The organism is Bacillus sp. H1a (assembly GCF_000633475.1).
GTDB lineage: Bacteria > Bacillota > Bacilli > Bacillales > Bacillaceae_G > Bacillus_A > Bacillus_A paramycoides.
Genome location: NZ_AYMH01000018.1, coordinates 142203 through 162049, shown reverse-complemented (window position 1 = coordinate 162049; position 19847 = coordinate 142203). Strand labels below are relative to the sequence as shown.

Genomic DNA, 19847 nt, shown 5'->3' with positions numbered 1-19847 from the left:
TTTTTACATTATTTCTTATTATATTTTAGACAATACATTTTCTTGGAAAGTGCGTTCTTCTTGATCTTCATATCCTGTTGAAACAACTTCTTGAATATCATCATGGTTAAATAAATAAGTGAAATCTGGATTCAGATAGCCTTCTGGATAAGGACATCCCATATAATCGAATTTTCTTACCTCATCCGTTTCTACTTGTTGTTTACGTCCAAAAATCATGAGTTTCTTTGTACCTTCTTTTAAAATTACAATAGAACCTATAGGAAAAAGTTGCGAATTCATTGTATGGCCCCTCCTTATTAATTGTTTTTTGCTAAGAATTTAAGGAACCTAGCTTGGTTTTCCACTTCTTTAAATCGAAATATACGCATATATACGCCCCAGATATACTAAACACAACAGCAAATAAAGAAAAGACTAAAATTAAGACCGTCGCTAAAGCATTTTGTGATAATGAACCTATACATATCTGTCCAATAATATATCCCAATCCTGAAAAATAAACAATTGGAGAAATTTTGATATTTCCATTTTCTTCATTGTTTAATCGCTTTAAAAAACTTTTCATTCCAATAGAAATCAATTTATAAATTGTAAAAATGTAAAGCACAAAAGTAACAATAAAAAACAGAGGTGTTTCAATTTTAATAAAAGTATATGCAAGCTTTTGAATCACTATAAAGCTTCCAAAAGAAAAAGTTATTCCCATAAATCCATTATATAAAATGTGTACCAACCTTGGCTCATTTGGTTTACAAAAAAATACCCATACTCCCCATATATTAGCAGTCAAAAGAAAAGGTAAAATTATATATAAGTATATGGTAAAGGTTGGAGGAAATAAAAATGGGGTTAAAATCATAAAATTAATAACTACCCACACCATAACGACACTCGATCTTACACTGCCAGGCATCAATTTCCGAATAATTTGTTCTGTGCTTTTTCCATGGTATTTTTCCATATTAATCTCCCAAAAACTAAAAAATTTTATCTAAAGTTGCTCCGATTCCAGATTTAACTCTATCTTTTATCGAATCCTGTTTACCATCATGATTCCAATCACCTTTGTTAAACTTAATTCCATCTGTTAATATACTAGCTCCTATAGAAACACCAAAGCCAATACAAGCTCCAGCAACAGTTCCAATTGGACCTCCCAAAAAAGTTCCAACAAGTGCACCTGCTTGGGCTCCCGCAAAGGCACTTACAGCAGTAGAGCCAATCCCGATTGCTGCATCACCAATAATATCACCAGCTATCTTAGTTTTTGACGCTTTATTTTCAATATTTTCTTTTGTATCATTAATTACATCCCATCCTACAGCTGCATAGCCTAAAGCATTTGTCTTTAATTTCAATGAATCTTTAAGAATTTCTTTTGGTGATAAAACATATCTTTTTACATCGTCTATTTGCTTTACTTCGGCTAAAGGTAATTTTGTACGCCTTATCACATTAAGTCCATTTTTATCCTTTAGTACGGTGCGATTTTGAAATTTTACCATTTCTTTTCCTTTTCTATCTGTGTAGGGTGTTACACGCAAGCCTTTATTATGTAAAGATGCCAATTTATAGGCAGCTGCACCTTCCGTTACGGTACCCAGTAAAGTAAATGCAGACCCTGCAGGGTTATCTTTCCAATCACCAATATCGCCACCAAACGGTGCGAACCAATTTATATCAATTGCTTCTTCTCCAAATGAAACTTCTTGTTGATCAGCCTTCTCAAAACGATCAGCAGCTTTTCTTAATGAATCACTATGTTCTTTTAAAACGGTCGTTATAGTAGCTAACATTGATCCTGCGTATTGGGATTGATTTAACACAGCATCTCTTCCAGATATCTGGAAAGGCAGATCGAATAACTGCTTATTGATACGTTGATATGTTTCAGATAGCTCATGAGCTGTTTGTTCTATATTAGAAGCCAGTTTCCTTAAATGGGCAGGAGTAACCTTAATTTCACCGCTCACCTTGTTTCACCGCCTAATGATTTAAGATAAAGCACCATCTTTTTTATCTCTTCAGTAAGAGTAAAGGTATCAAGACAAATAAAATTTGTTTGTGTTTGTTCATTATCTAATACTTTTTGGATTAGCCAATATTGGTTTTGGCTATATAAAAACTGAATACAGTCTGTAGACCATGAATCCTTTATATAATAATGAACTTGAACCGTATTTAACTCTTCACGATTATGTATAATGTTTGCTAATTCTGAGGAGGCTTCATCATCTAAGTAAAGTGTCAAGTAGTCTACTAATTGCTTGTGTGATTGAGTTAAAATGTCTTCTTTATATGCAGAAGAAGGAATTTTAAATGTATAATTTGGACGAGAGAAAGTATTTTTAGGCTGTAATGCTTGATATATAAATTGCCAAGCTACCTCTGGTGTCCCGCACTCTTTAAATGTACATTGTTTATCACCGTTAGCATCTGTTATTACATTTTGTATAACTTTTTTTTCACTAAAATAGAAAATGTTTTTTTCTAAAGCGCTGTTTTTATCTATCTGTACTTCAATAACAAATCCTGTAGTTAAACAAATGCGAAAATATTCTAAAAGTTGTTTGTTACATAATGTTTCATCTTCTTTTATTATGAGTAGCTCTTCGTTTGTCCGCTTCTCGTGCATTACATCTAATTCTTTGTCTATTTCTTCATCTGACCAATTTTCAAAGGGGTTCTCAATTCCAATCATAGTTTCACGGTCAAACATACCAGTTAATACATATACTTCTTTATTTGATAAAATAAGAGGTTCAATAGTCAAATAGTCCCACTCCCTAGCGTAATATGTAATCCCTAAGAAATATAATACAGTAAAAAAATGATTCAATCTAGTAATAGTCAACACTTAAAACTAAAAACTAAAAAAATTCTAATAACAATAAAAAAGGAAGGAAATGAATTTAAATATATTTTTATAATAATAATGTCTCTTCACTTCATATTTCGTTAATGACTCACATTCCCGTTCATAATAATCAAATTGATTATACTTCTCTAATTTTTCATACAAGCGATTATAATTTTCTTTATTTAAGGTACCGAATTTCTATCTCTATCCAGTCTTTTTCGCTTCTTTCTTTTCAAACTCATCTAACTTCTTACGAACCCATTCCGCGGTAAGTTGTATTCGATTCGGAATGGAAATAGACGTGTCTAGTGCATAAAAATAATCCTATATCGTCCTTTCCTCAATAAGCACTTCGCCTTTAAATTTGACATCATGAAATTGTAACCCTGTTTCAACTTACAATATTTTTACTTTGTAAGCTAAAAAATAGAAGCATTGTCTTATATAAAACAATACTCCCATAATTATTTAAAAATCACATAATAAATTACCCATTACCTCTTCAAGCACTACATTTGGATTTACTACCGCTTTTTCCGAACACCATCCTATAAAGCCATCTGGTCTAATTAATACCGCTCCTCCATTCTCTATCCCATATAATTTGCTAAAAATATTTTCTTGAGCAATAAAGTCCCCATTTAAACCAACTCGATACATTTTTATATTTACTCCTAAATTAGGTGAAACGTCCTGTACCGCTTGAGTCCAAAGACTATTTTCTGCCCCAGTAAGTAACACAAAGTTGTTACCGAATAAGTCTAGTATAGAAACTTTCTTTCCTTCATATGTTCCCCAAAAATGTGGTGCTCGCGTGCCAGGTCTTCCGTTCAACTCTACTATATCCATTCTATGTGGAGTGGCTGAGTCATCTATAATCGCCTTTGAACAATACTGATACCCAGCAGTAACAGCTAAACTATCCATATTATTCAAATTGCCTTCCTCTCTATTCGCAGCACGAAATAATAAACTACTCGCATAATCTGTCGTTAATTTTGCAACAGGATATCGCTCTTCATGATATGTTTCTAACAAATTTGGTTTTGCTTGCCCTTTTATAACAGACGCTAATTTCCAAACTAAATTATGCGCATCTTGCATTCCTGTATTTGAACCAAATCCTCCTGTTGGCGGCATACTATGTGCAGAATCGCCAACTAAAAAAATGCGATTATCTTGAAATTTTGTAGCTATACTTTCAGTCGCTTCCCACGGTAAAACACTTAATATTTCTGACTCAATATTCGTGCTCCCAATTGCTGTTTGAATAATTTGTTTACAACGTTCTATAGAGAAATCCTCTGGTCGCTCTCCTTTTACTGGATCATAAGCTACATGATAAATCCACTTACTTTCGTTATCGACCGGAATAAGCGCACCAAGAACTTCTGGATGTACTATCATGGTAAAGCCGAATGCGTCTCCTTTTATAAATCCACTTAAATCCGCCTTAAAATAAATGTTCATATAATAACCACCGATTGTACCTCGCCCCTCGGTACTAATCCCTAGCTGCTCACGGATTTTACTTTTCGCCCCATCTGCTGCAATTACATAGTCACAATGGATTATACTTTCTTTTTCTGTTTTTCGATCTCGAATAGTTGCTATTACACCGTTTTCATTTTGTTCAAAAGAAGCTAGTTCATGATAAAAAGATAATTCGCCGCCCAATTTTTTCGCGTACTGTAACATCATCTCTTCTAAAGTAACTTGATAACAAGCAGTTTGTTTTGATGGGCTAATCTCTTCCACTTTACGAACTAACATTTCATTATTTTCATACTGCGCCGCCCTTATTTGTTCCAACTCTTCATTATTTACTTCAGCTATCGTTTGAACCGCAATCCTCCCGTGACAGTTCTCTAATGCTTTACCAGCTAATTTAATTCTTTTTTCTAGACCTAATTCTCGAAATAATTCCATTGTGCGAAATGTGATTCCACCTGCTTTTGGATGAATCGCAGTAGTCTGATGGCGTTCAATAAGTAAGTAATCAACGTTATGTTTTGCGAGAAATAACGCAGACGCTAATCCTGATAATCCCCCTCCAACAATTAAAACTGGTACATGTTTCGATTTCATATTTTTTCCCTCCACATATATTCTTCTGAGCTCAGTGACATAAATATAATCAAAAAAACAACAAAAATATAGACTTATATTTCATTTTGAATTATCATATAGATAGATTACGCCCCAAATTACTTTTATCCTTTAATACATATACAATTATAGAAATTATATATGTATTAAAGGATAAAACAGAAGAACCTACTTTACGTCGAACTATTTTCTGACGTAGACTTCGGAAATAATAAAAACATTATAAACGGTCGTAACCCTATAGGTCATATAGGGTTACGACCGTTTAATTGCTTCAGCAATACCTTCTCCTTTATAATTTTCACCGTCTATAGAAGACGCATTACTAGATCATTTTCTATTCTTTAAAACTTCATCCATTGTGGTATGTAAACCTTCTATTCCCTTTTCTATTCTCTTTTCTATCCCCTATAATTTTCAACACATAAAATTTGATTCGTCTCGATTTTCTTTCTCAATATTGCATCGAATACATCAATCATGTAGCATTACCGTATCGATGTAATGGTTCATCATCTTAAACCTTTCGACTCATTATTGGAGGTAAAGTGATTTAAATGAATAAACAAGAACAATTAAATGTTATTAAAGAAGATTTTATTGATTGTCAAAAAGTATTAGTGGCAATTGGTGATGAAACACGTCAAGCTATTTTGTTAGTTCTAATGGAAACGGAATGTCAAACAGGATTACGTGTAGGAGAAATCACTAAACAAACACACCTTTCTCGACCAGCAGTATCACATCACCTTAAGATTTTACGAGAAGCCGGTATTATTTTAATGCGAAAAGAAGGTACAAAAAACTTTTATTATATTGATATACGTACAAAATTAGGTTTATTAAAAAATCTTGTATTAGATATTGAGAAGCTATTGCAAAACTTTTATTGAAAAAAGATACGGTATTCGGAGGTATAAGAAATGAAAGCAATGATAATTGATAAATATGAGAAAGTCCCAATGCGTATGACAGAGCTACCTACTCCTGAAATAAATGAGTATGAGGTGCTCGCGGAAATTCATGCAGCTAGTATTAACCCAATTGATTTTAAAATACGCGATGGAAAAGTGAAGATGTTACTTAAATATAAAATGCCTCTAACCCTCGGTAATGACTTTTCCGGTGTCATCGTGAAGGTTGGAGCAAAAGTGAATCGCTTTAAAGTTGGTGATGAAATATATGCACGTCCAAGAAAAGATAAGATCGGTACTTTTGCGGAATATATAGCCATCCATGAGGATGATATAGCCTTAAAACCTAAAAATTTAAGTTTTGAAGAAGCGGCGTCGATTCCACTCGTTGGCTTAACATCATATCAAGCATTACATGACATCATGCACTTACAAAAAGGGCAAAAGATTTTGATTCATGCTGGATCCGGTGGTGTTGGTACTTTCGCAATTCAGTTAGCAAAAATAATGGGTGCCACTGTTGCAACGACTGCTAGTGAAGCTGGTGCGAATTTAGTAAAGTCTCTTGGCGCAGATAAAATTATTAATTACAAAACAGAGCAATTTGAAGATATATTAAAAAATTATGATGCGGTATTTGATACACTCGGCGGTACAACACTTGAAAAGTCATTCGATATTATAAAAAACGGAGGAAACATTGTTTCCGTTTCAGGAATGCCGAATGCTCGATTCGGTAAAGAATTTGGTTCAGGATTTTTCAAAACACTCTTATTTTCATTAGCAAGCAAAAAACTTACTACACTTGAAAAAAAGCATAATGCTCAATATTCATTTTTATTTATGAAGCCAAGTGGGGATCAATTACGTATTATTGCAAACTATATTGAATCTGGAAAAATCAAACCTGTAATCGATCGAGTTTTTCCTTTTGAAGATGCTCAAAAAGCAATGGAATATTCAGAGTCTGGAAGAGCAAAAGGAAAAATAATTGTAAAAATCAAATAATAACAAAAACTCCATTTTAATCAATCTTTTTGAAAAATGGAGTTTTTGTATTTGCTGTTAAATAGACACAATGCACTGAAGTCCTTACAATAGATTTCAAGGGGAAATATCATATTATACTTTTCGTTAACTTTACAAAGAATACATAAGTACAAATACATAATTAAAAAATAAAAAAAGGAGGAGATAAGATGACTAAAAATAATGAAGCTGGTTGGAATTTAGAAACTAGTTATGCTACATTACCACAATCATTTTATACAGAAATACCCCCAACTCCTGTAAGCTCACCGGAGTTAATTAAACTAAACAATTCATTAGCAATATCTCTTGGTTTTAATCCTGAGGAACTAAAAAAGGAAGCTGAAATTGCCATTCTCGCTGGTAATGCAATTCCAGAAGGAGCTCATCCACTAGCTCAAGCGTATGCTGGACACCAATTTGGCCATTTCAACATGTTAGGAGATGGTCGTGCTCTTTTAATCGGCGAACAAATTACTCCTTCAGGCGAACGTTTTGATATTCAGTTGAAAGGTTCTGGCCCTACTCCATATTCACGCCGTGGTGATGGCCGTGCTGCGTTCGGTCCTATGCTACGTGAGTATATTATTAGTGAAGCGATGTACGCACTTGATATTCCAACTACTCGCAGTTTAGCAGTAGTCTCAACTGGCGAACCAATCTATCGTGAAACAAAGTTACCTGGGGCGATTTTAACTAGGGTTGCAAGCAGTCATATACGCGTTGGAACATTCCAATACGCAGCAGCTCGCGGCTCAATCGAAGATCTCAAAGCTTTAGCTGATTATACGATAAAAAGACATTATCCAGAAGTTGAATCTCATGAAAATCCATACGTTTCATTATTACAAGAAGTTATTAAAAAACAAGCAAGCCTTATCGCAAAATGGCAGCTCGTCGGCTTCATTCACGGCGTAATGAACACTGACAATATAACGATTAGCGGTGAAACGATTGATTATGGTCCTTGTGCATTTATGGACAGTTATGACCAAGGAACAGTCTTTAGCTCTATTGACACACAAGGCCGCTATGCATATGGAAATCAACCATATATGGCTGCCTGGGATCTCGCTCGTTTAGCTGAATCTTTAATACCGATATTACACGAAGATGAAGAAGAAGCACTAAAAATTGCACAAGATGAAATTTCAAAATTTGGCGTGCAGTACGAAAACAATTGGTTCCTCGGCATGAAGAAGAAATTAGGACTATTTAGCAACGAGGAACAAGATCAACCACTTATTGAGAAACTTTTAAAAGCGATGGAAAAACATAAAGCAGATTATACAAATACATTCCGTGCATTAACTGACAACACATTAGAAAATGCACCTTTATTTGAAAGTCCTGAATTTAAAGAGTGGCACAAGCTATGGCAATCTCGATTAGAAAGACAAAAAGAATCAAAAGATGATGCCTACAAGCGGATGAAAAATACCAACCCAGTAATCATCCCTCGAAACCACCGAGTAGAAGAAGCACTAGAAGCAGCCGTTAAAGATGGAGACTATAGCGTAATGGAAAAACTCCTTCAAGCTTTATCAAATCCTTATGAATATTCTCCAGAACAAGCGGATTACTGCACGCCTCCAGCGCCGACAAATCGTCCTTATAGGACTTTTTGTGGGACGTGATTGTTTAATATGTAAAAAGGTGTGTTCATACAAGTTGTGTGAACACACCTTTTTTATACATTTCCCTCTCTAACGAAAACAATGAAATGCCATTCCACTAGTAGCTATTCCCCGTAAAAGTGTGTTACATATATGTCACCCTCTTTAGACCAACGAAATCCCCCTATTTAAATCAATTTAGTATATACAATTTAAAACAAATATTGAGAAATAAAAATTCCATTTCTATATATTATTATTTTTGATAGTATTATTTATAAGAATATTCAAAAAGCGAGGGGATTTCATGAACGTTCAACTACAAGGTAATGAACAAGTTACAAAACTATTTAATGACTGGTATTTAGCTATATTACAACATCAAACTATCCATGCAAAAAAACTAAAAAAAGAGATTGAGGATATAATCTCTAGTTCAGAAGAAGATACAAACCTGCAATTATATTATTCACTTTTTAACTTTAGATATACTGTTTTAACAGATGGATTAAATATCAATAAAGATTCTTTTAATAAAATTGATTCTTTCCCACTTCCAGAGAAGGGCCTACTTTCTTATTATTATCATTTTTTCAAAGCCATTCACAATACGATTATTGGAGACTATAATACAGCAAAACACCTCTTCGAGAAAGCTAAGAAGCTGTTAATCCACATATCTGACGAATTAGAGAAGGCTGAATTTAACTACCGTTTAGCTTCCTATTATTATCAAACATATCAACCACTAGTAGCAATTCAAACTGTAAATGAAGCTAAAGAGATTTTTTCAAAACATATAAACCATGAAATTAATGTAGCTTTATGTGATAACATTTTTGGTTTATCTTGTATAGATTTAAAACAATTTGAACAAGCAGAAATTAGACTCGATTCAGCATTAAATATTCTACAGAAATATTCAGAAGAGACTTTATCATTGAGAGTGAGACACAATTTAGCTTGGTTATATGCAAGTCAAAATCTTTCAGAGTTAGCAATGCGACATATTTCAGAGGTTACAACAAAAAAACCAAATCATTTTAAAGCACTTTTTATTGAAGCGCGTGAATACTACAAACTAGGAGAATATGCCCAAGCTAAAGGATTTATAGAAAAAGGATTAAGTATCTCTAATAAATTAGAAAACAAAGAATTTCAACATCGTTTCATGATTTTACAAGCATTAAATAATAAAACTCCTATTAATGATTTAGAAATGATAATTTTGGAAGGAATTTCTTACTTTAAAATAGAAAACCTTTGGGAGTGTATACAAGAATACACCGATGTTCTAGCAAATATATTTTATGAAAATGAAGACCATATAAAAGCTAGTAAATATTTTCACATGGCCAATCAAGCAAGAAAAAAACATGAAGAAAAAGGAGCTTTGCTATAATGAAAAAAATCAAATTGAGCATCATAGGCTTAGCTGTTATGGGCATCTCAACTCTTGGGTTAGGTTATACTTCCGAAATACCAATAACACAGCAAGGATATGTTGCATTGAATATTGGGGACACCCCCGCACCACAACGGCCTGATTTTTTCAAATCCGTTGACGTAAGTAAAGACTACAACTCAACAACAACTGAAAAATCACTTTAAAAAACGAAAGACCTTCAATTAAGAAGGTCTTTTTAAATACGTTCATTTAGTTAATATAATCGAATATTTTTTCATAGCCAAATGGTAGTACAAATGAAACTAAACAGCCTATCACAATTGAAGCACCGGATAAAAGAATAAATTTCCGAAAAGATATATCATTCCTCTTGTACCCGGTAAAACAAGCTTTTATTATAACAAAAACAGTCATCATTATGATAATAGCTGAAAAAGCGGCGACTAAAAAGACTTCCAGTTTGTACCCCCTTATAGAATATTCTAAACATAACTTTACCATTTATATGAATAATAAAACAGATAGATATTTTATAATATAAGGTTTTCCATATACCTCCGACAGGGTTCGAACCGGCGCTCTTAGGCATTTTTTATTTCAAATAAAATATATTTCTACAAAATAAAATCATCCCTTTATTTCATATGAAATCCACTTTCTTACTCTATTTCTTTCATCAAATCAGAAATCCCCCTACCCCCCTCATCACCAACCTTCTCAAGTTCTTCTATAACTAGTCCTCGTCTCTCTAGAGAATGATTTTGACTTAACTTCGCTTTTCCTTCTATTTTATTAATCTTTATCTTAAAACCAACTATCCCCCTACTTAATCCTTCCACATAATTCGGATCTACCTCATTCAGCGAGTAGGTGCTCTTTGGATTTTCATATTTATGTACTAAATCTTGAAGAGAATCTATTAATTCTTGTTCATCTTCAACAGTTTCTAATTCACCATATACATGCACCGCAACATAGTTCCATGTTGGTACTGCTTTATTTGTTTCATACCATGACGGAGAAATGTAGCTATGCGGCCCTTGAAATACAGCTAGCACTTGTTGATTCCCACTATCTTTCCACTGCTCATTTTGGCGTGCAAAATGCCCGTATAAAGTAAGTGTTTCCCTATTTAACAATAACGGCAAATGTGTTGCGTATGGTGTTCCGTTATGCTGAGAAAATAAAGTTGCAAAGCTATTTTGTTCAATAATTTCGTACTTCGTCTCTTCATCTTGTATAGCGAAATGCTTAGGTATGTACATAAACTCCCTCTTTTCTTATCTTCTTATTTCCCATTATATTTATGAGATTTATTATTCAACAGGGGCAGATTGTAATTGTTTTATAAGGTCAGTGCTTATAGAGCAAAACCTCTGTTTCAAAAATAATAGGTGGCATAATATGATTTCTGCCACCTTAGTCAACTTTTTTATTGATACAAACTCCTTTATTTAACTATCCTTCTTAGCTTTTTCTAATACACCTTTAATAAATTCCGTCTTACCTAAACTATAACTCGCTCGATCTTTCATAGTTGCTGCTAATTCTCTCTTTAACTGTCCATATTCGATAATAGCATTAGAATTTTCACGAAGATAATCCCGAAACGCTACATGTCTTCTTAACTCTTCACTATCCTTATCGCATACATATAAATGATGTTCCATCCAAATGGCATTCTTTCCATCCCTCGGAACATATTGATCCTTTCTCCCAAAAGCTTCTCTCCCCTTAAAACTCCACTCTTTTTGATGAAAATACCCTATCTTTTCAAGTTTCTTTATTATTTTAGGAAAAACATCATAATTTTCTATTACAACATCGATATCTAATATCGGTTTAGAAGCAAGACCTTTAACAGATGTACTCCCAACGTGCTCTATAGAAAAAATGAGTTCTCCCATTACGTTATTAAGAAACGTCTGTAATTTACAAAATTCACTTTCCCATTGTGTATTATATTTCTCAACAGTAATAAATCGTTTCAATTGCCCCATCCTTCTCAAATCACTTTTATAACCTCTGAATATGAGTGTCCTTAAAATCCGTCTCATACTTCAATCCATACCCAAGCATTCGATCCATCCCAATATGTGCTGTCCATATTAAACCGACCATTAAAATTGAATCCATCTTAAAATAGACCCCTATTAAAACAAGTAATATGGATATGATATATGTGTGAAATAGATTATACATTTGTGCACCGACACGATTGTTTATAGCGTACGCTATCATTGCTAAATCAGGCGCCAAAAGTAATACGATAAATAATAACCAACTAAATCCACATAATGCATATATATAAATAGCAGCTAATAAAACGACCAATCCTTCAAGATGTATAATTCGTTTCTCCAAATTTCATCATTCCTTATCTTTTAGCTTAAAAACTTTATTTGGATTCAAAATATTTTGCGGATCAAGAGCTTTCTTTATTTTCTCCATTACCAATAATGCCGCACCATGTTCTTCTTCTTGATACTTTAGTTTTCCTATTCCAACGCCATGCTCTCCCGTACACGTTCCACCACGTTTAAGAGCATACAGTACGATACTTTCGTTTATTTCGTCCGCCTTTTTCACTTCATCTTTATCGTTTGGATCAACCATTAAGAGCACGTGAAAATTCCCGTCTCCTACATGGCCAAGAATACCACCAACAAGACTAACTTTATCTAATGTCTCTTTCGCATGTTGTATTGCGCCAGCTAATTCAGAAATTGGTAAACAAACATCCGTACTCATTAGCTTTTTACCAGGATAACTATGAACGTACGAGTATGCTAAGTTATGTCTTGCATCCCATAATTTATTTCTCGCCGCAGTTTCAGTTTCAAAAGCAATTTCTCTACACTTATGATCAAAAACAATTTCTTTCGTAAATTCAATATCTTGTTTTAGCCCTGCTTCATTGCCATGAAACTCTATAAATAGCGTTGGTTCTTCTCTATAGTTTGTTTCGCTGTAATGGTTTACTTGTTTCATAGATAATTCATCAACAAGCTCGATTCTCGCAATTGGAATGCCAGCTTGCAATATATTTATAACAGCTTCTACTGCATCATTTATAGATGGAAACGACGCTCTCGCAGCCATAACATGTTCTGGTATACCGTATACTTTTAATGTTAACTCTGTAAAGCATCCAAGCGTACCTTCTGATCCTACAAAAATACCATTTAAATGATAACCTGATGATGACTTCGCCGCTAAATTGCCAGTATGTATCACTTGCCCATCAGCAAGAACTACTTCTAAATCACGAACTTGATCACGCATAACACCATATTTCACTGCTGTCGTTCCGCTCGCATTCGTAGCAGCCATTCCTCCTAATGTTGCATCTGCTCCAGGATCCACACTAAAAAACAGACCATGCTTTTTCAATTCTTTATTAAGCTGAGAACGAGTCACTCCCGGTTGTACTTTCACAAGAAAATCTTTCTCTCTTATTTCAAGTATTTTGTTCATTAATGAAAAATCAACCGTAATCCCCTTTTCATAAGGAATTATATGCCCCTCTAAACTGGAGCCTACTCCAAATGGAACGACAGCCTTTCCATGCTGACTCGCTACTTTCATTATCTCTCTAACCTCTTCGGTCGTTTTTGGAAACACAACTACATCAGGTAAACTACTAGTATGGTAAGATTCATCTTTACTATGTAACTCTCTTACTGTCGTATTAACAACTACTCGATCTTCTGGAAGTACATCCTTTAATTCATTTACTAAATGTTCAATTGTTATTTCCATAACAAGCTCCCCTTTTATATTATTTACTTCACAATAATTATACCATTTTTATACAAAATAATCAGAATAGTAAGTTTACGTCACTTGTACATAAAAAAGAACTTGCAGCATACGCTACAAGTTCTTTTTTAACTACATTTTAAATGACTTCTTTATTAAAAGCATAAACCAAATTAATGTGAATGCCATCATCGAATGAGAGAATCCTACAATATAAGTTAATCCTTTAAAGTCCGCTCCATTTAGCTGAAGAAGTCCTCTCGCTGCCAGCGAACCTAACATTAAAGTTAATGCGATGTTATGTAAAACAAACCATTTATTAAATCCTTTCACTTCATGAAACGCGAATACTTTTGCTAATCCTAAAGCAATTAAAAAGAAGAAAAAGCCAAGCACAAGCGTGTGTGTGTGCAAAAGATTTAATAGTGTAGATCCTAAAATCCCTTTATATTTTCCATACTCTCTAGCGAATATTCCCGATAGTAAACCTATAATTAAATAAGTAAACGATGCATTATATAATTTCTTCATTATATACCTCCTTAAGTAGAATGTGTAGTGTGTCATATTTAGTAATAATGATAGTTATATAGTAAAAACTCCTAGTTTCCTAGGAGTCATTGTATAAGCATCTCACTCTTTCCAGTTAATTTTAATTATAAAATATCCTTTTATACAAAACAATCGAACTTTATGTGAACAAGTAGAACTCAATTAAAATAACTTGCACTTTTGTTTTGCACAATCCATACTAATTGTTATAACTTTTAAAGGTGGTGCAATAGATTGATAGTTCGTGAAACTGAACGCCTCATTCTTCGCTGGTTCGATGTTAAAGATGCTCCATTTATTCTCGAGTTAGTAAACGATCCTGCATGGATTCAGTTTATCGGTGATAAAGGGGTTAGAAACTTAGAAGATGCTAAAAATTATATTTTAAACGGTCCAGTCGATATGTATAACAAAATTGGCTTTGGCCTTTACTTAGTAGAACGAAAAGAAGATCTCACTCCACTTGGTATGTGTGGCCTTATTAAAAGAGATTCACTAGAAGATGTTGATATCGGCTTTGCCTTTTTAGAAAAATTCCGCTCAAAAGGATATGGCTATGAATCAGCTGCTGCGGTAATGGAATATGGGAAAAATGAGCTGGGGCTTAAACGAATTGTAGCGATTACTTCTATAGATAATGCTGATTCAGGAAAGCTTTTAGAAAAAGTAGGATTGCGATTTGAGAAAATTATTTCAGACTCAGGAGAAGATTTAAAATTATTTGGGTATAACGCGTAATAAAAAGGTCGCCATGAATGGCGACCTTTTTACTATTTCACTTCTACCGTATTATTCCCTGATCCCCCACCATATTGATATACATGTAAATAATACTTCCCTGGATACATATAATAACTACCTACTAATTTATTCCCTTGCGGCTGAGCATACGTAACATAATTATTTAAATCCGCTTCTGAATAAAGAACCCAGTTTATTCCAATATTATTTTCATTCGTTACATTAAAATTTCTACTATTACTTATCCCTCTTTTTCACTATTATGATTTTAGCTTTATAAACGTAACTTCCGGTAACGATTGCATATGTTGAATGAATATATTCTTTTCTTCTGCTGATATATTTTTTAGTTGCATTCCTACTTTATAGATTACGCCCTCCTCTTGCTGTAATACATCAACTTCATATGAAAGGATTGGAATACCTTTCACTTGTAACGTTTCTAATATTTGTTGAACTGCTTCGTGTTTATTCATACACATTTGCACCGCTATGTTTTGCGGAAATAAAAATTGCACCTTAAAAATACGACTTACAATCTCTAAACCAATTAAAACGAGAATCGTCGCTCCAATCCCTACTACATACATACCTGCTCCAATTGCTAATCCAATTCCTGCAGTTGCCCATAAACCAGCCGCTGTCGTTAATCCTTTCACTGCCTGCTTTTGAATAATAATTGTACCTGCACCTAGAAACCCCACTCCACTAACAACTTGTGCTGCAATACGACTCGGATCAAGAGACATATGATCTTCAAACATAATATCTGAAAAAGCATATTTCGAAACAACCATTATTAAAGCACTTCCTACCGCTACTAAGAAATGCGTTTTTAACCCTGCCTCTTTTGAACGAATTTCTCTTTCAATACCAATCATTGCTCCTAACAAACCAGCAACACCGATTCGTATAATAAAATCAATATCTAAACTCACGAGCACTTCCCCCTTTTATTCATTATAGAGAGATAAAACAAAAATTATCACATGTATCTATCCATCGATATAAAAGCATTTTATTAAAATATATTTAATATCCCAGTGAATTTATGTTAATATTTTAAATATTAACATAAATTAAAAAGCAACCTACTTTCCATACGAAAAACTTTAATTTTTAAATCCAAACTAATTTTCATTTAAAAACGGAATGTGGATTGCATGAAATGAGGTTGAGAAAGTCAGACAACGCTTTCATTTCATGCCGCAATTTTTGTGAAATAAAGCATAAATAAAAGGAGCTTACTAACAATGAACGTCTCTTTAATTACACCTACTACTGATTTACAAGAAGAATACTTAGAGTTTTATAACGAATGGAAAGATAGCGGTGAAACGATGATTCCATGGGTTATTTCAAAAGACCCTTCTAACTTCCCAGCTATGATTCAAGAATTACTCGATGCACATAACGGAATAAATATTCCTGAAACTTGGGTACCAGATTCTACTTATTGGCTCGTGACAGATGAAAATAGAGTTGTAGGAGTTGTTAATATACGTCATAGTTTAACTGATCATCTATTTAACGCTGGTGGTCATATCGGTTATGGCATTCGCCCTTCTGAAAGAAGAAAAGGTTATGCTACGAAGTTACTAGAGTTATCACTAGAAAAAACGAAAGAATTAAACATCACGAAAGTACTTGTCGTTTGCGACGAAGTGAATACTGCTTCAGAGAAAACGATTTTACATAACGACGGTCTCCGTGATGAAGATTTTACTGAAAAAGATGGAAATGTTGTAAGAAGGTATTGGATTGAGCTATGAATAACTCATCAAAAAAGAAACCAGAAAGTGATTAAACACTTTCTGGTTTCTTTTATACTACTTCTATTTCAAACTGTACTGTAATACCACTCGGATCTACTACCGTAAATCCATTTGTAGTTTCATTTATTTCATGTTGTTTTTCTATTAATCTTTCTTTCACTTCATCTAAAGCTTCTTTATGTGGTAATACAATCGTATACACCTTTAATCCAGTTGCATGTGCTGGTGGGTGCGGGTTATTTACCCCATTCCACGTATTCGCACCGATATGATGATGATAACCACCTGCCGAAATAAATAAGCAATCATCTTCACGCTGTTGTACTTCAAAACCTACTGTTTCTACATAAAACTCATGTGACTTTTCTACATCAGCTATTCGTAAATGTACGTGCCCAACGACAGTGTCAGCAGGTAATCCATCAAACTCATAATTAACGAGCTTTGCTAGTTCTTTTAAATCAAGTGGCGTACTTCCTCCTGATCCCTCTCCCCATTGATCTCGAGGACGGTCTGCATAAATCTCGATACCATTGCCCTCTAAATCTTGTAAATAAAACGCCTCACTATACGTATGATCACTTGCGCTATTAAATCTTGAAATTGGCAAAATTTCATTTGAATATGTATAACGTCCTTCTTGTTCAGCTGGACTATCAATTACCTTTTTATTGCGAATAACACCAAATAGTGCCGAAGCAAAAGCTTCACGAGTCGGAACTAAAAAGGCAACGTGATATATACCCGTCGTACGCGGTTCTTGCAGCGCTGCATCTTCCAACTGCTCAAGAACAAGTAACGTATTCTTACCACCTTTTCCTGCTAAATATGCTTTATTCCCCTCTTGCTTAATTATTTCTAACCCTACTACATTCTCATAAAAAACAATTTGACGCTCTAAATCTTTTACTTTAAATTCGACATGACCAATACGTGTTTTCGGATGAATTTGTACCATGAATAACTTCCTCTCCAGTTCCCCTTTAGTTTTTTATATAAGTTGATAGGCAATAGCCGCATTTAACAAATACACCTTAATTTTGTTTTTTTGTAGCATCAACTTTTAGCCATTTTTTCGATATGTCACTTAATGTTCCATCTTGCTCTAATTCTTTTAACGCTTTATTTACATCTTCTAACTTTTCACTCTTTTTTGCAAATGGAAATGCAATCTCTCCCCATTCAAGTGGACCAAATCCAACTTTCACATTATCTAGTTTCGCCTTTGTTATTGTTGTTTCCACTTGAACTTTATCATTATAATAAGCATCGACGCGTCCAAGTCCTACTTCATTCAATTCCGCTGTACGCCATCAAAATTACTATTCTTAATAAACTGTACACAAAAAGCCGGCACTTCTAACAAACTTAGAATTACCGGCTTCAAATCTTATATTTTTATAGCTTATGATATTTATTTCATCTTATGTACTTCAGCAACTAACTTTCCACCTTGTATACCCATATAAAGCTTAACAGGAGCATCATTCGTGTTTTCAAATACTAAGTCTAAATATGGATATGCAATTGTAGCATCTCTTCCTTGTGGAACATAACCCACTGTTTTAGAATGTGTAGTTCTCTCTACCATTGTCAAACCAGCTTGATCTGCTGCATTGAATAAAGTAGATGATGTTTGACAAACGCCACCACCATAACCATCTACTAATTTACCATCTACAATTTCTTTTCCTAATTGATATCCTTTATCTGGCGTTGTATCACCGATTAATGCATTAAAAGAAAAACGGTCTCCCTTCGCTAAAACAACCCCATTTACGCTCGCCGCAGACAAACGAATATTTTCAATTCGGCCACCTGTTGAGCCACCTAAATTCGTTTCATATCTACCAATTACAGTACCATTACCTTGCGCATCACTTAGTGTTGCAGTAGGTTTTTTCTCCACAATTGGTAACTGATAAGAAGAATCCCACATACCTACATTTAATAATTTATCTACTAATTCTTTTTCCATTAATTCAGACGAAGGCTTTCCTTCTTGCCAAGTTCCATCAGGCGCTATACGTGAAGGAACCATCTTTTTATCGACGCTCTTCCCTACCTCACTAGCAACCTTCGTTACCGATTTTTTGAATTTCGCTTCATCTTCAAAATAGCCTAAGCTTGATAAATCTATTTTTTTCACTTCAGTGCCAGTACGACCATCCACTAAGCTAATGCTATCCTGTACTTCTGCCTTAGCTTCTACAACGTTTCCGCCGATATCACTTACTAATGCCACATCACTCACTTTTGTACCACAACCGCTTACTACAGCTATGCATAGCACCCCTACTAATATACCCTTTACTTTACGTAACAATATACTCTCCCCTTTTTCCCAACATCATTTCTTATGTATTATTTCATTTTTATGTATGTTTTGTTACAATCATTTTACAATATATTTAGAAAATGTTACAAGTTATTTTTACTCTATATAAATTACTCTTTTCTTTCCAAAATGTCTATACATATCTACATAAAAAATTTAAGTTCGATAGAATTGTAACCTTTATGTAACCATTATATCCAGTATATACCATTAACCAAATTAAATACAATTATAAAACCTCCATGTTCTTAATTTGCCATAAATAATGAACCACTGAAACATTTATAGGTATTTGCCGTGCCACTACTCCGCTTTCACACATACATTATGATGAATTTAACCCACCTTAAAGAAATGGAGGAGTTTATATGTATCCCTACAACCCATATGATCCATATAACCAATATGAATATGAATATCAACCTCAATACGATTTACAAGCACAATATCAACAATATATAGATCAAACAGAGCAAGTTAATCCATATGATCCAAATAGACAATTTCAACTTCCAATCTCTTTTCCTGGCACTGGAAACCGTCAACTAGGACGACGAGTAAATGAGCTTGAACAAAGAGTACGTCAACTAGAAAACACAGTTGAGCGACATACTCGTAGACTAAACCGCTTAAATCAGCGTTTACGTACAGTAGAAAACAGACTTAACATTCCATTTTCAGCATTAGAAGACGGCTTTTAATTTCGAAAATAAAAAATATATAAGGAAGGGACTCTTCCT

The 19847-nt window shown here is 33.9% G+C and carries 22 protein-coding genes and 2 pseudogenes; 8 read left to right on the top strand and 16 right to left on the bottom strand.

All coding sequences use genetic code 11. The features are described 5' to 3' along the window. Window positions 1-18: 18 nt before the first annotated feature. The 5 genes from U860_RS0108210 to U860_RS0108190 form a co-directional block, all read right to left on the bottom strand. Complete coding sequence (locus U860_RS0108210; protein WP_012261358.1) at window positions 19-282, bottom strand: DUF4176 domain-containing protein; 264 nt, start codon at window positions 280-282, stop codon at window positions 19-21. Between the two features lie 31 nt (window positions 283-313). Beyond that, window positions 314-964, bottom strand: coding sequence for a hypothetical protein (locus tag U860_RS0108205; protein ID WP_025148138.1), 651 nt, complete (start codon window positions 962-964; stop codon window positions 314-316). A 16-nt stretch (window positions 965-980) separates the two neighbouring features. Continuing rightward, window positions 981-1976 carry a WXG100 family type VII secretion target gene (locus U860_RS0108200; protein WP_025148137.1) on the bottom strand — a complete coding sequence of 332 codons (996 nt, stop codon included), beginning with the start codon at window positions 1974-1976 and terminating at the stop codon, window positions 981-983. Beyond that, on the bottom strand, window positions 1973-2776 hold the full coding sequence (locus U860_RS0108195; RefSeq protein ID WP_025148136.1) for a hypothetical protein: 804 nt from the start codon (window positions 2774-2776) through the stop codon (window positions 1973-1975). Before U860_RS0108195 ends, U860_RS0108200 begins: the two co-directional genes overlap by 4 nt. Before the next feature lie 555 nt (window positions 2777-3331). Next, a complete protein-coding gene (locus tag U860_RS0108190; protein WP_025148135.1) occupies window positions 3332-4951 on the bottom strand; it encodes an FAD-dependent monooxygenase in 1620 nt (539 codons plus the stop codon). Window positions 4952-5529: 578 nt separating this feature from the next. Between U860_RS0108190 and U860_RS0108185 the strand changes: the two genes are divergently transcribed. From U860_RS0108185 to U860_RS0108165, 5 genes are all read left to right on the top strand, one after another. Further along, a complete protein-coding gene (locus U860_RS0108185) occupies window positions 5530-5865 on the top strand; it encodes a metalloregulator ArsR/SmtB family transcription factor (RefSeq protein WP_025148134.1) in 336 nt (111 codons plus the stop codon). 30 nt (window positions 5866-5895) lie between these two features. Further along, window positions 5896-6894, top strand: coding sequence for an NADP-dependent oxidoreductase (locus tag U860_RS0108180; RefSeq protein ID WP_025148133.1), 999 nt, complete (start codon window positions 5896-5898; stop codon window positions 6892-6894). A 191-nt stretch (window positions 6895-7085) separates the two neighbouring features. Next, entirely contained in the window at window positions 7086-8552 is a 1467-nt protein-coding gene (locus U860_RS0108175; RefSeq protein ID WP_025148132.1) for a protein adenylyltransferase SelO, read from the top strand. Between the two features lie 286 nt (window positions 8553-8838). Beyond that, window positions 8839-9933: a histidine kinase gene (locus U860_RS0108170; protein WP_025148131.1), complete on the top strand. Its 1095-nt coding sequence runs from the start codon at window positions 8839-8841 to the stop codon at window positions 9931-9933. Continuing rightward, entirely contained in the window at window positions 9933-10142 is a 210-nt protein-coding gene (locus U860_RS0108165; RefSeq protein ID WP_025148130.1) for a hypothetical protein, read from the top strand. Before U860_RS0108170 ends, U860_RS0108165 begins: the two co-directional genes overlap by 1 nt. Window positions 10143-10188: 46 nt before the next feature. On the opposite strand, the gene U860_RS36310 is transcribed toward U860_RS0108165, so the two are convergent. The 6 genes from U860_RS36310 to U860_RS0108140 all read right to left on the bottom strand — a co-directional run bounded on the left by U860_RS36310 (window position 10189) and on the right by U860_RS0108140 (window position 14232). After that, window positions 10189-10398 carry a hypothetical protein gene (locus tag U860_RS36310; protein WP_081806652.1) on the bottom strand — a complete coding sequence of 70 codons (210 nt, stop codon included), beginning with the start codon at window positions 10396-10398 and terminating at the stop codon, window positions 10189-10191. A 200-nt stretch (window positions 10399-10598) separates the two neighbouring features. Next, window positions 10599-11204: an FMN-binding negative transcriptional regulator gene (locus tag U860_RS0108160; protein ID WP_025148129.1), complete on the bottom strand. Its 606-nt coding sequence runs from the start codon at window positions 11202-11204 to the stop codon at window positions 10599-10601. A gap of 189 nt (window positions 11205-11393) precedes the next feature. Continuing rightward, on the bottom strand, window positions 11394-11930 hold the full coding sequence (locus U860_RS0108155; RefSeq protein WP_025148128.1) for a GrpB family protein: 537 nt from the start codon (window positions 11928-11930) through the stop codon (window positions 11394-11396). Between the two features lie 25 nt (window positions 11931-11955). Continuing rightward, the gene (locus U860_RS0108150; protein WP_002172810.1) at window positions 11956-12303 is read right to left on the bottom strand and encodes a DUF4260 domain-containing protein; all 348 of its coding nucleotides are present in this window, start codon (window positions 12301-12303) and stop codon (window positions 11956-11958) included. A 6-nt stretch (window positions 12304-12309) separates the two neighbouring features. Continuing rightward, a complete protein-coding gene (locus tag U860_RS0108145) occupies window positions 12310-13701 on the bottom strand; it encodes an FAD-linked oxidase C-terminal domain-containing protein (protein ID WP_025148127.1) in 1392 nt (463 codons plus the stop codon). Window positions 13702-13833: 132 nt separating this feature from the next. After that, entirely contained in the window at window positions 13834-14232 is a 399-nt protein-coding gene (locus U860_RS0108140; protein WP_025148126.1) for a DUF2871 family protein, read from the bottom strand. Window positions 14233-14487: 255 nt separating this feature from the next. Here U860_RS0108140 and U860_RS0108135 point away from each other — a divergent pair, with 255 nt between their 5' ends. Then, a complete protein-coding gene (locus U860_RS0108135; RefSeq protein WP_025148125.1) occupies window positions 14488-14991 on the top strand; it encodes a GNAT family N-acetyltransferase in 504 nt (167 codons plus the stop codon). Between the two features lie 32 nt (window positions 14992-15023). On the opposite strand, the pseudogene U860_RS32970 reads toward U860_RS0108135, so the two are convergent. After that, a pseudogene (locus U860_RS32970) lies at window positions 15024-15230 on the bottom strand (pre-peptidase C-terminal domain-containing protein); the annotation flags it as partial. A gap of 24 nt (window positions 15231-15254) precedes the next feature. Continuing rightward, window positions 15255-15932 (bottom strand): MgtC/SapB family protein, encoded by a 678-nt coding sequence (locus tag U860_RS0108130; protein WP_025148124.1) that lies wholly within the window; start codon window positions 15930-15932, stop codon window positions 15255-15257. 315 nt (window positions 15933-16247) lie between these two features. On the opposite strand from U860_RS0108130, the gene U860_RS0108125 reads away from it, so the two are divergent. Continuing rightward, on the top strand, window positions 16248-16766 hold the full coding sequence (locus U860_RS0108125; protein ID WP_025148123.1) for a GNAT family N-acetyltransferase: 519 nt from the start codon (window positions 16248-16250) through the stop codon (window positions 16764-16766). 52 nt (window positions 16767-16818) lie between these two features. Here U860_RS0108125 and U860_RS0108120 read toward each other — a convergent pair whose 3' ends face one another. The 3 genes and pseudogenes from U860_RS0108120 to U860_RS0108110 all read right to left on the bottom strand — a co-directional run bounded on the left by U860_RS0108120 (window position 16819) and on the right by U860_RS0108110 (window position 19095). Then, on the bottom strand, window positions 16819-17727 hold the full coding sequence (locus tag U860_RS0108120) for a VOC family protein (RefSeq protein ID WP_025148122.1): 909 nt from the start codon (window positions 17725-17727) through the stop codon (window positions 16819-16821). Window positions 17728-17803: 76 nt separating this feature from the next. Beyond that, window positions 17804-18076 (bottom strand): annotated as a pseudogene (locus U860_RS0108115) (transporter substrate-binding domain-containing protein); the annotation flags it as partial. A gap of 107 nt (window positions 18077-18183) precedes the next feature. Further along, window positions 18184-19095 (bottom strand): VanW family protein, encoded by a 912-nt coding sequence (locus U860_RS0108110; protein WP_025148120.1) that lies wholly within the window; start codon window positions 19093-19095, stop codon window positions 18184-18186. Window positions 19096-19475: 380 nt separating this feature from the next. Between U860_RS0108110 and U860_RS0108105 the strand changes: the two genes are divergently transcribed. After that, window positions 19476-19808 (top strand): hypothetical protein, encoded by a 333-nt coding sequence (locus tag U860_RS0108105; RefSeq protein WP_025148119.1) that lies wholly within the window; start codon window positions 19476-19478, stop codon window positions 19806-19808. Window positions 19809-19847: the final 39 nt, after the last annotated feature.

Excerpts from the sequence above, each read along its gene's own strand:
- U860_RS0108180 (WP_025148133.1), top strand. The coding sequence starts at position 5,896 with ATGAAAGCAATGATAATTGATAAATATGAGAAAGTCCCAATGCGTATG.
- U860_RS0108140 (WP_025148126.1), bottom strand. The coding sequence starts at position 14,232 with ATGAAGAAATTATATAATGCATCGTTTACTTATTTAATTATAGGTTTA.
- U860_RS0108185 (WP_025148134.1), top strand. The coding sequence starts at position 5,530 with ATGAATAAACAAGAACAATTAAATGTTATTAAAGAAGATTTTATTGAT.
- U860_RS0108145 (WP_025148127.1), bottom strand. The coding sequence starts at position 13,701 with ATGGAAATAACAATTGAACATTTAGTAAATGAATTAAAGGATGTACTT.
- U860_RS0108120 (WP_025148122.1), bottom strand. The coding sequence starts at position 17,727 with ATGGTACAAATTCATCCGAAAACACGTATTGGTCATGTCGAATTTAAA.
- U860_RS0108205 (WP_025148138.1), bottom strand. The coding sequence starts at position 964 with ATGGAAAAATACCATGGAAAAAGCACAGAACAAATTATTCGGAAATTG.
- U860_RS0108105 (WP_025148119.1), top strand. The coding sequence starts at position 19,476 with ATGTATCCCTACAACCCATATGATCCATATAACCAATATGAATATGAA.
- U860_RS0108210 (WP_012261358.1), bottom strand. The coding sequence starts at position 282 with ATGAATTCGCAACTTTTTCCTATAGGTTCTATTGTAATTTTAAAAGAA.
- U860_RS0108165 (WP_025148130.1), top strand. The coding sequence starts at position 9,933 with ATGAAAAAAATCAAATTGAGCATCATAGGCTTAGCTGTTATGGGCATC.
- U860_RS0108170 (WP_025148131.1), top strand. The coding sequence starts at position 8,839 with ATGAACGTTCAACTACAAGGTAATGAACAAGTTACAAAACTATTTAAT.
- U860_RS0108190 (WP_025148135.1), bottom strand. The coding sequence starts at position 4,951 with ATGAAATCGAAACATGTACCAGTTTTAATTGTTGGAGGGGGATTATCA.
- U860_RS0108160 (WP_025148129.1), bottom strand. The coding sequence starts at position 11,204 with ATGTACATACCTAAGCATTTCGCTATACAAGATGAAGAGACGAAGTAC.
- U860_RS0108125 (WP_025148123.1), top strand. The coding sequence starts at position 16,248 with ATGAACGTCTCTTTAATTACACCTACTACTGATTTACAAGAAGAATAC.
- U860_RS0108175 (WP_025148132.1), top strand. The coding sequence starts at position 7,086 with ATGACTAAAAATAATGAAGCTGGTTGGAATTTAGAAACTAGTTATGCT.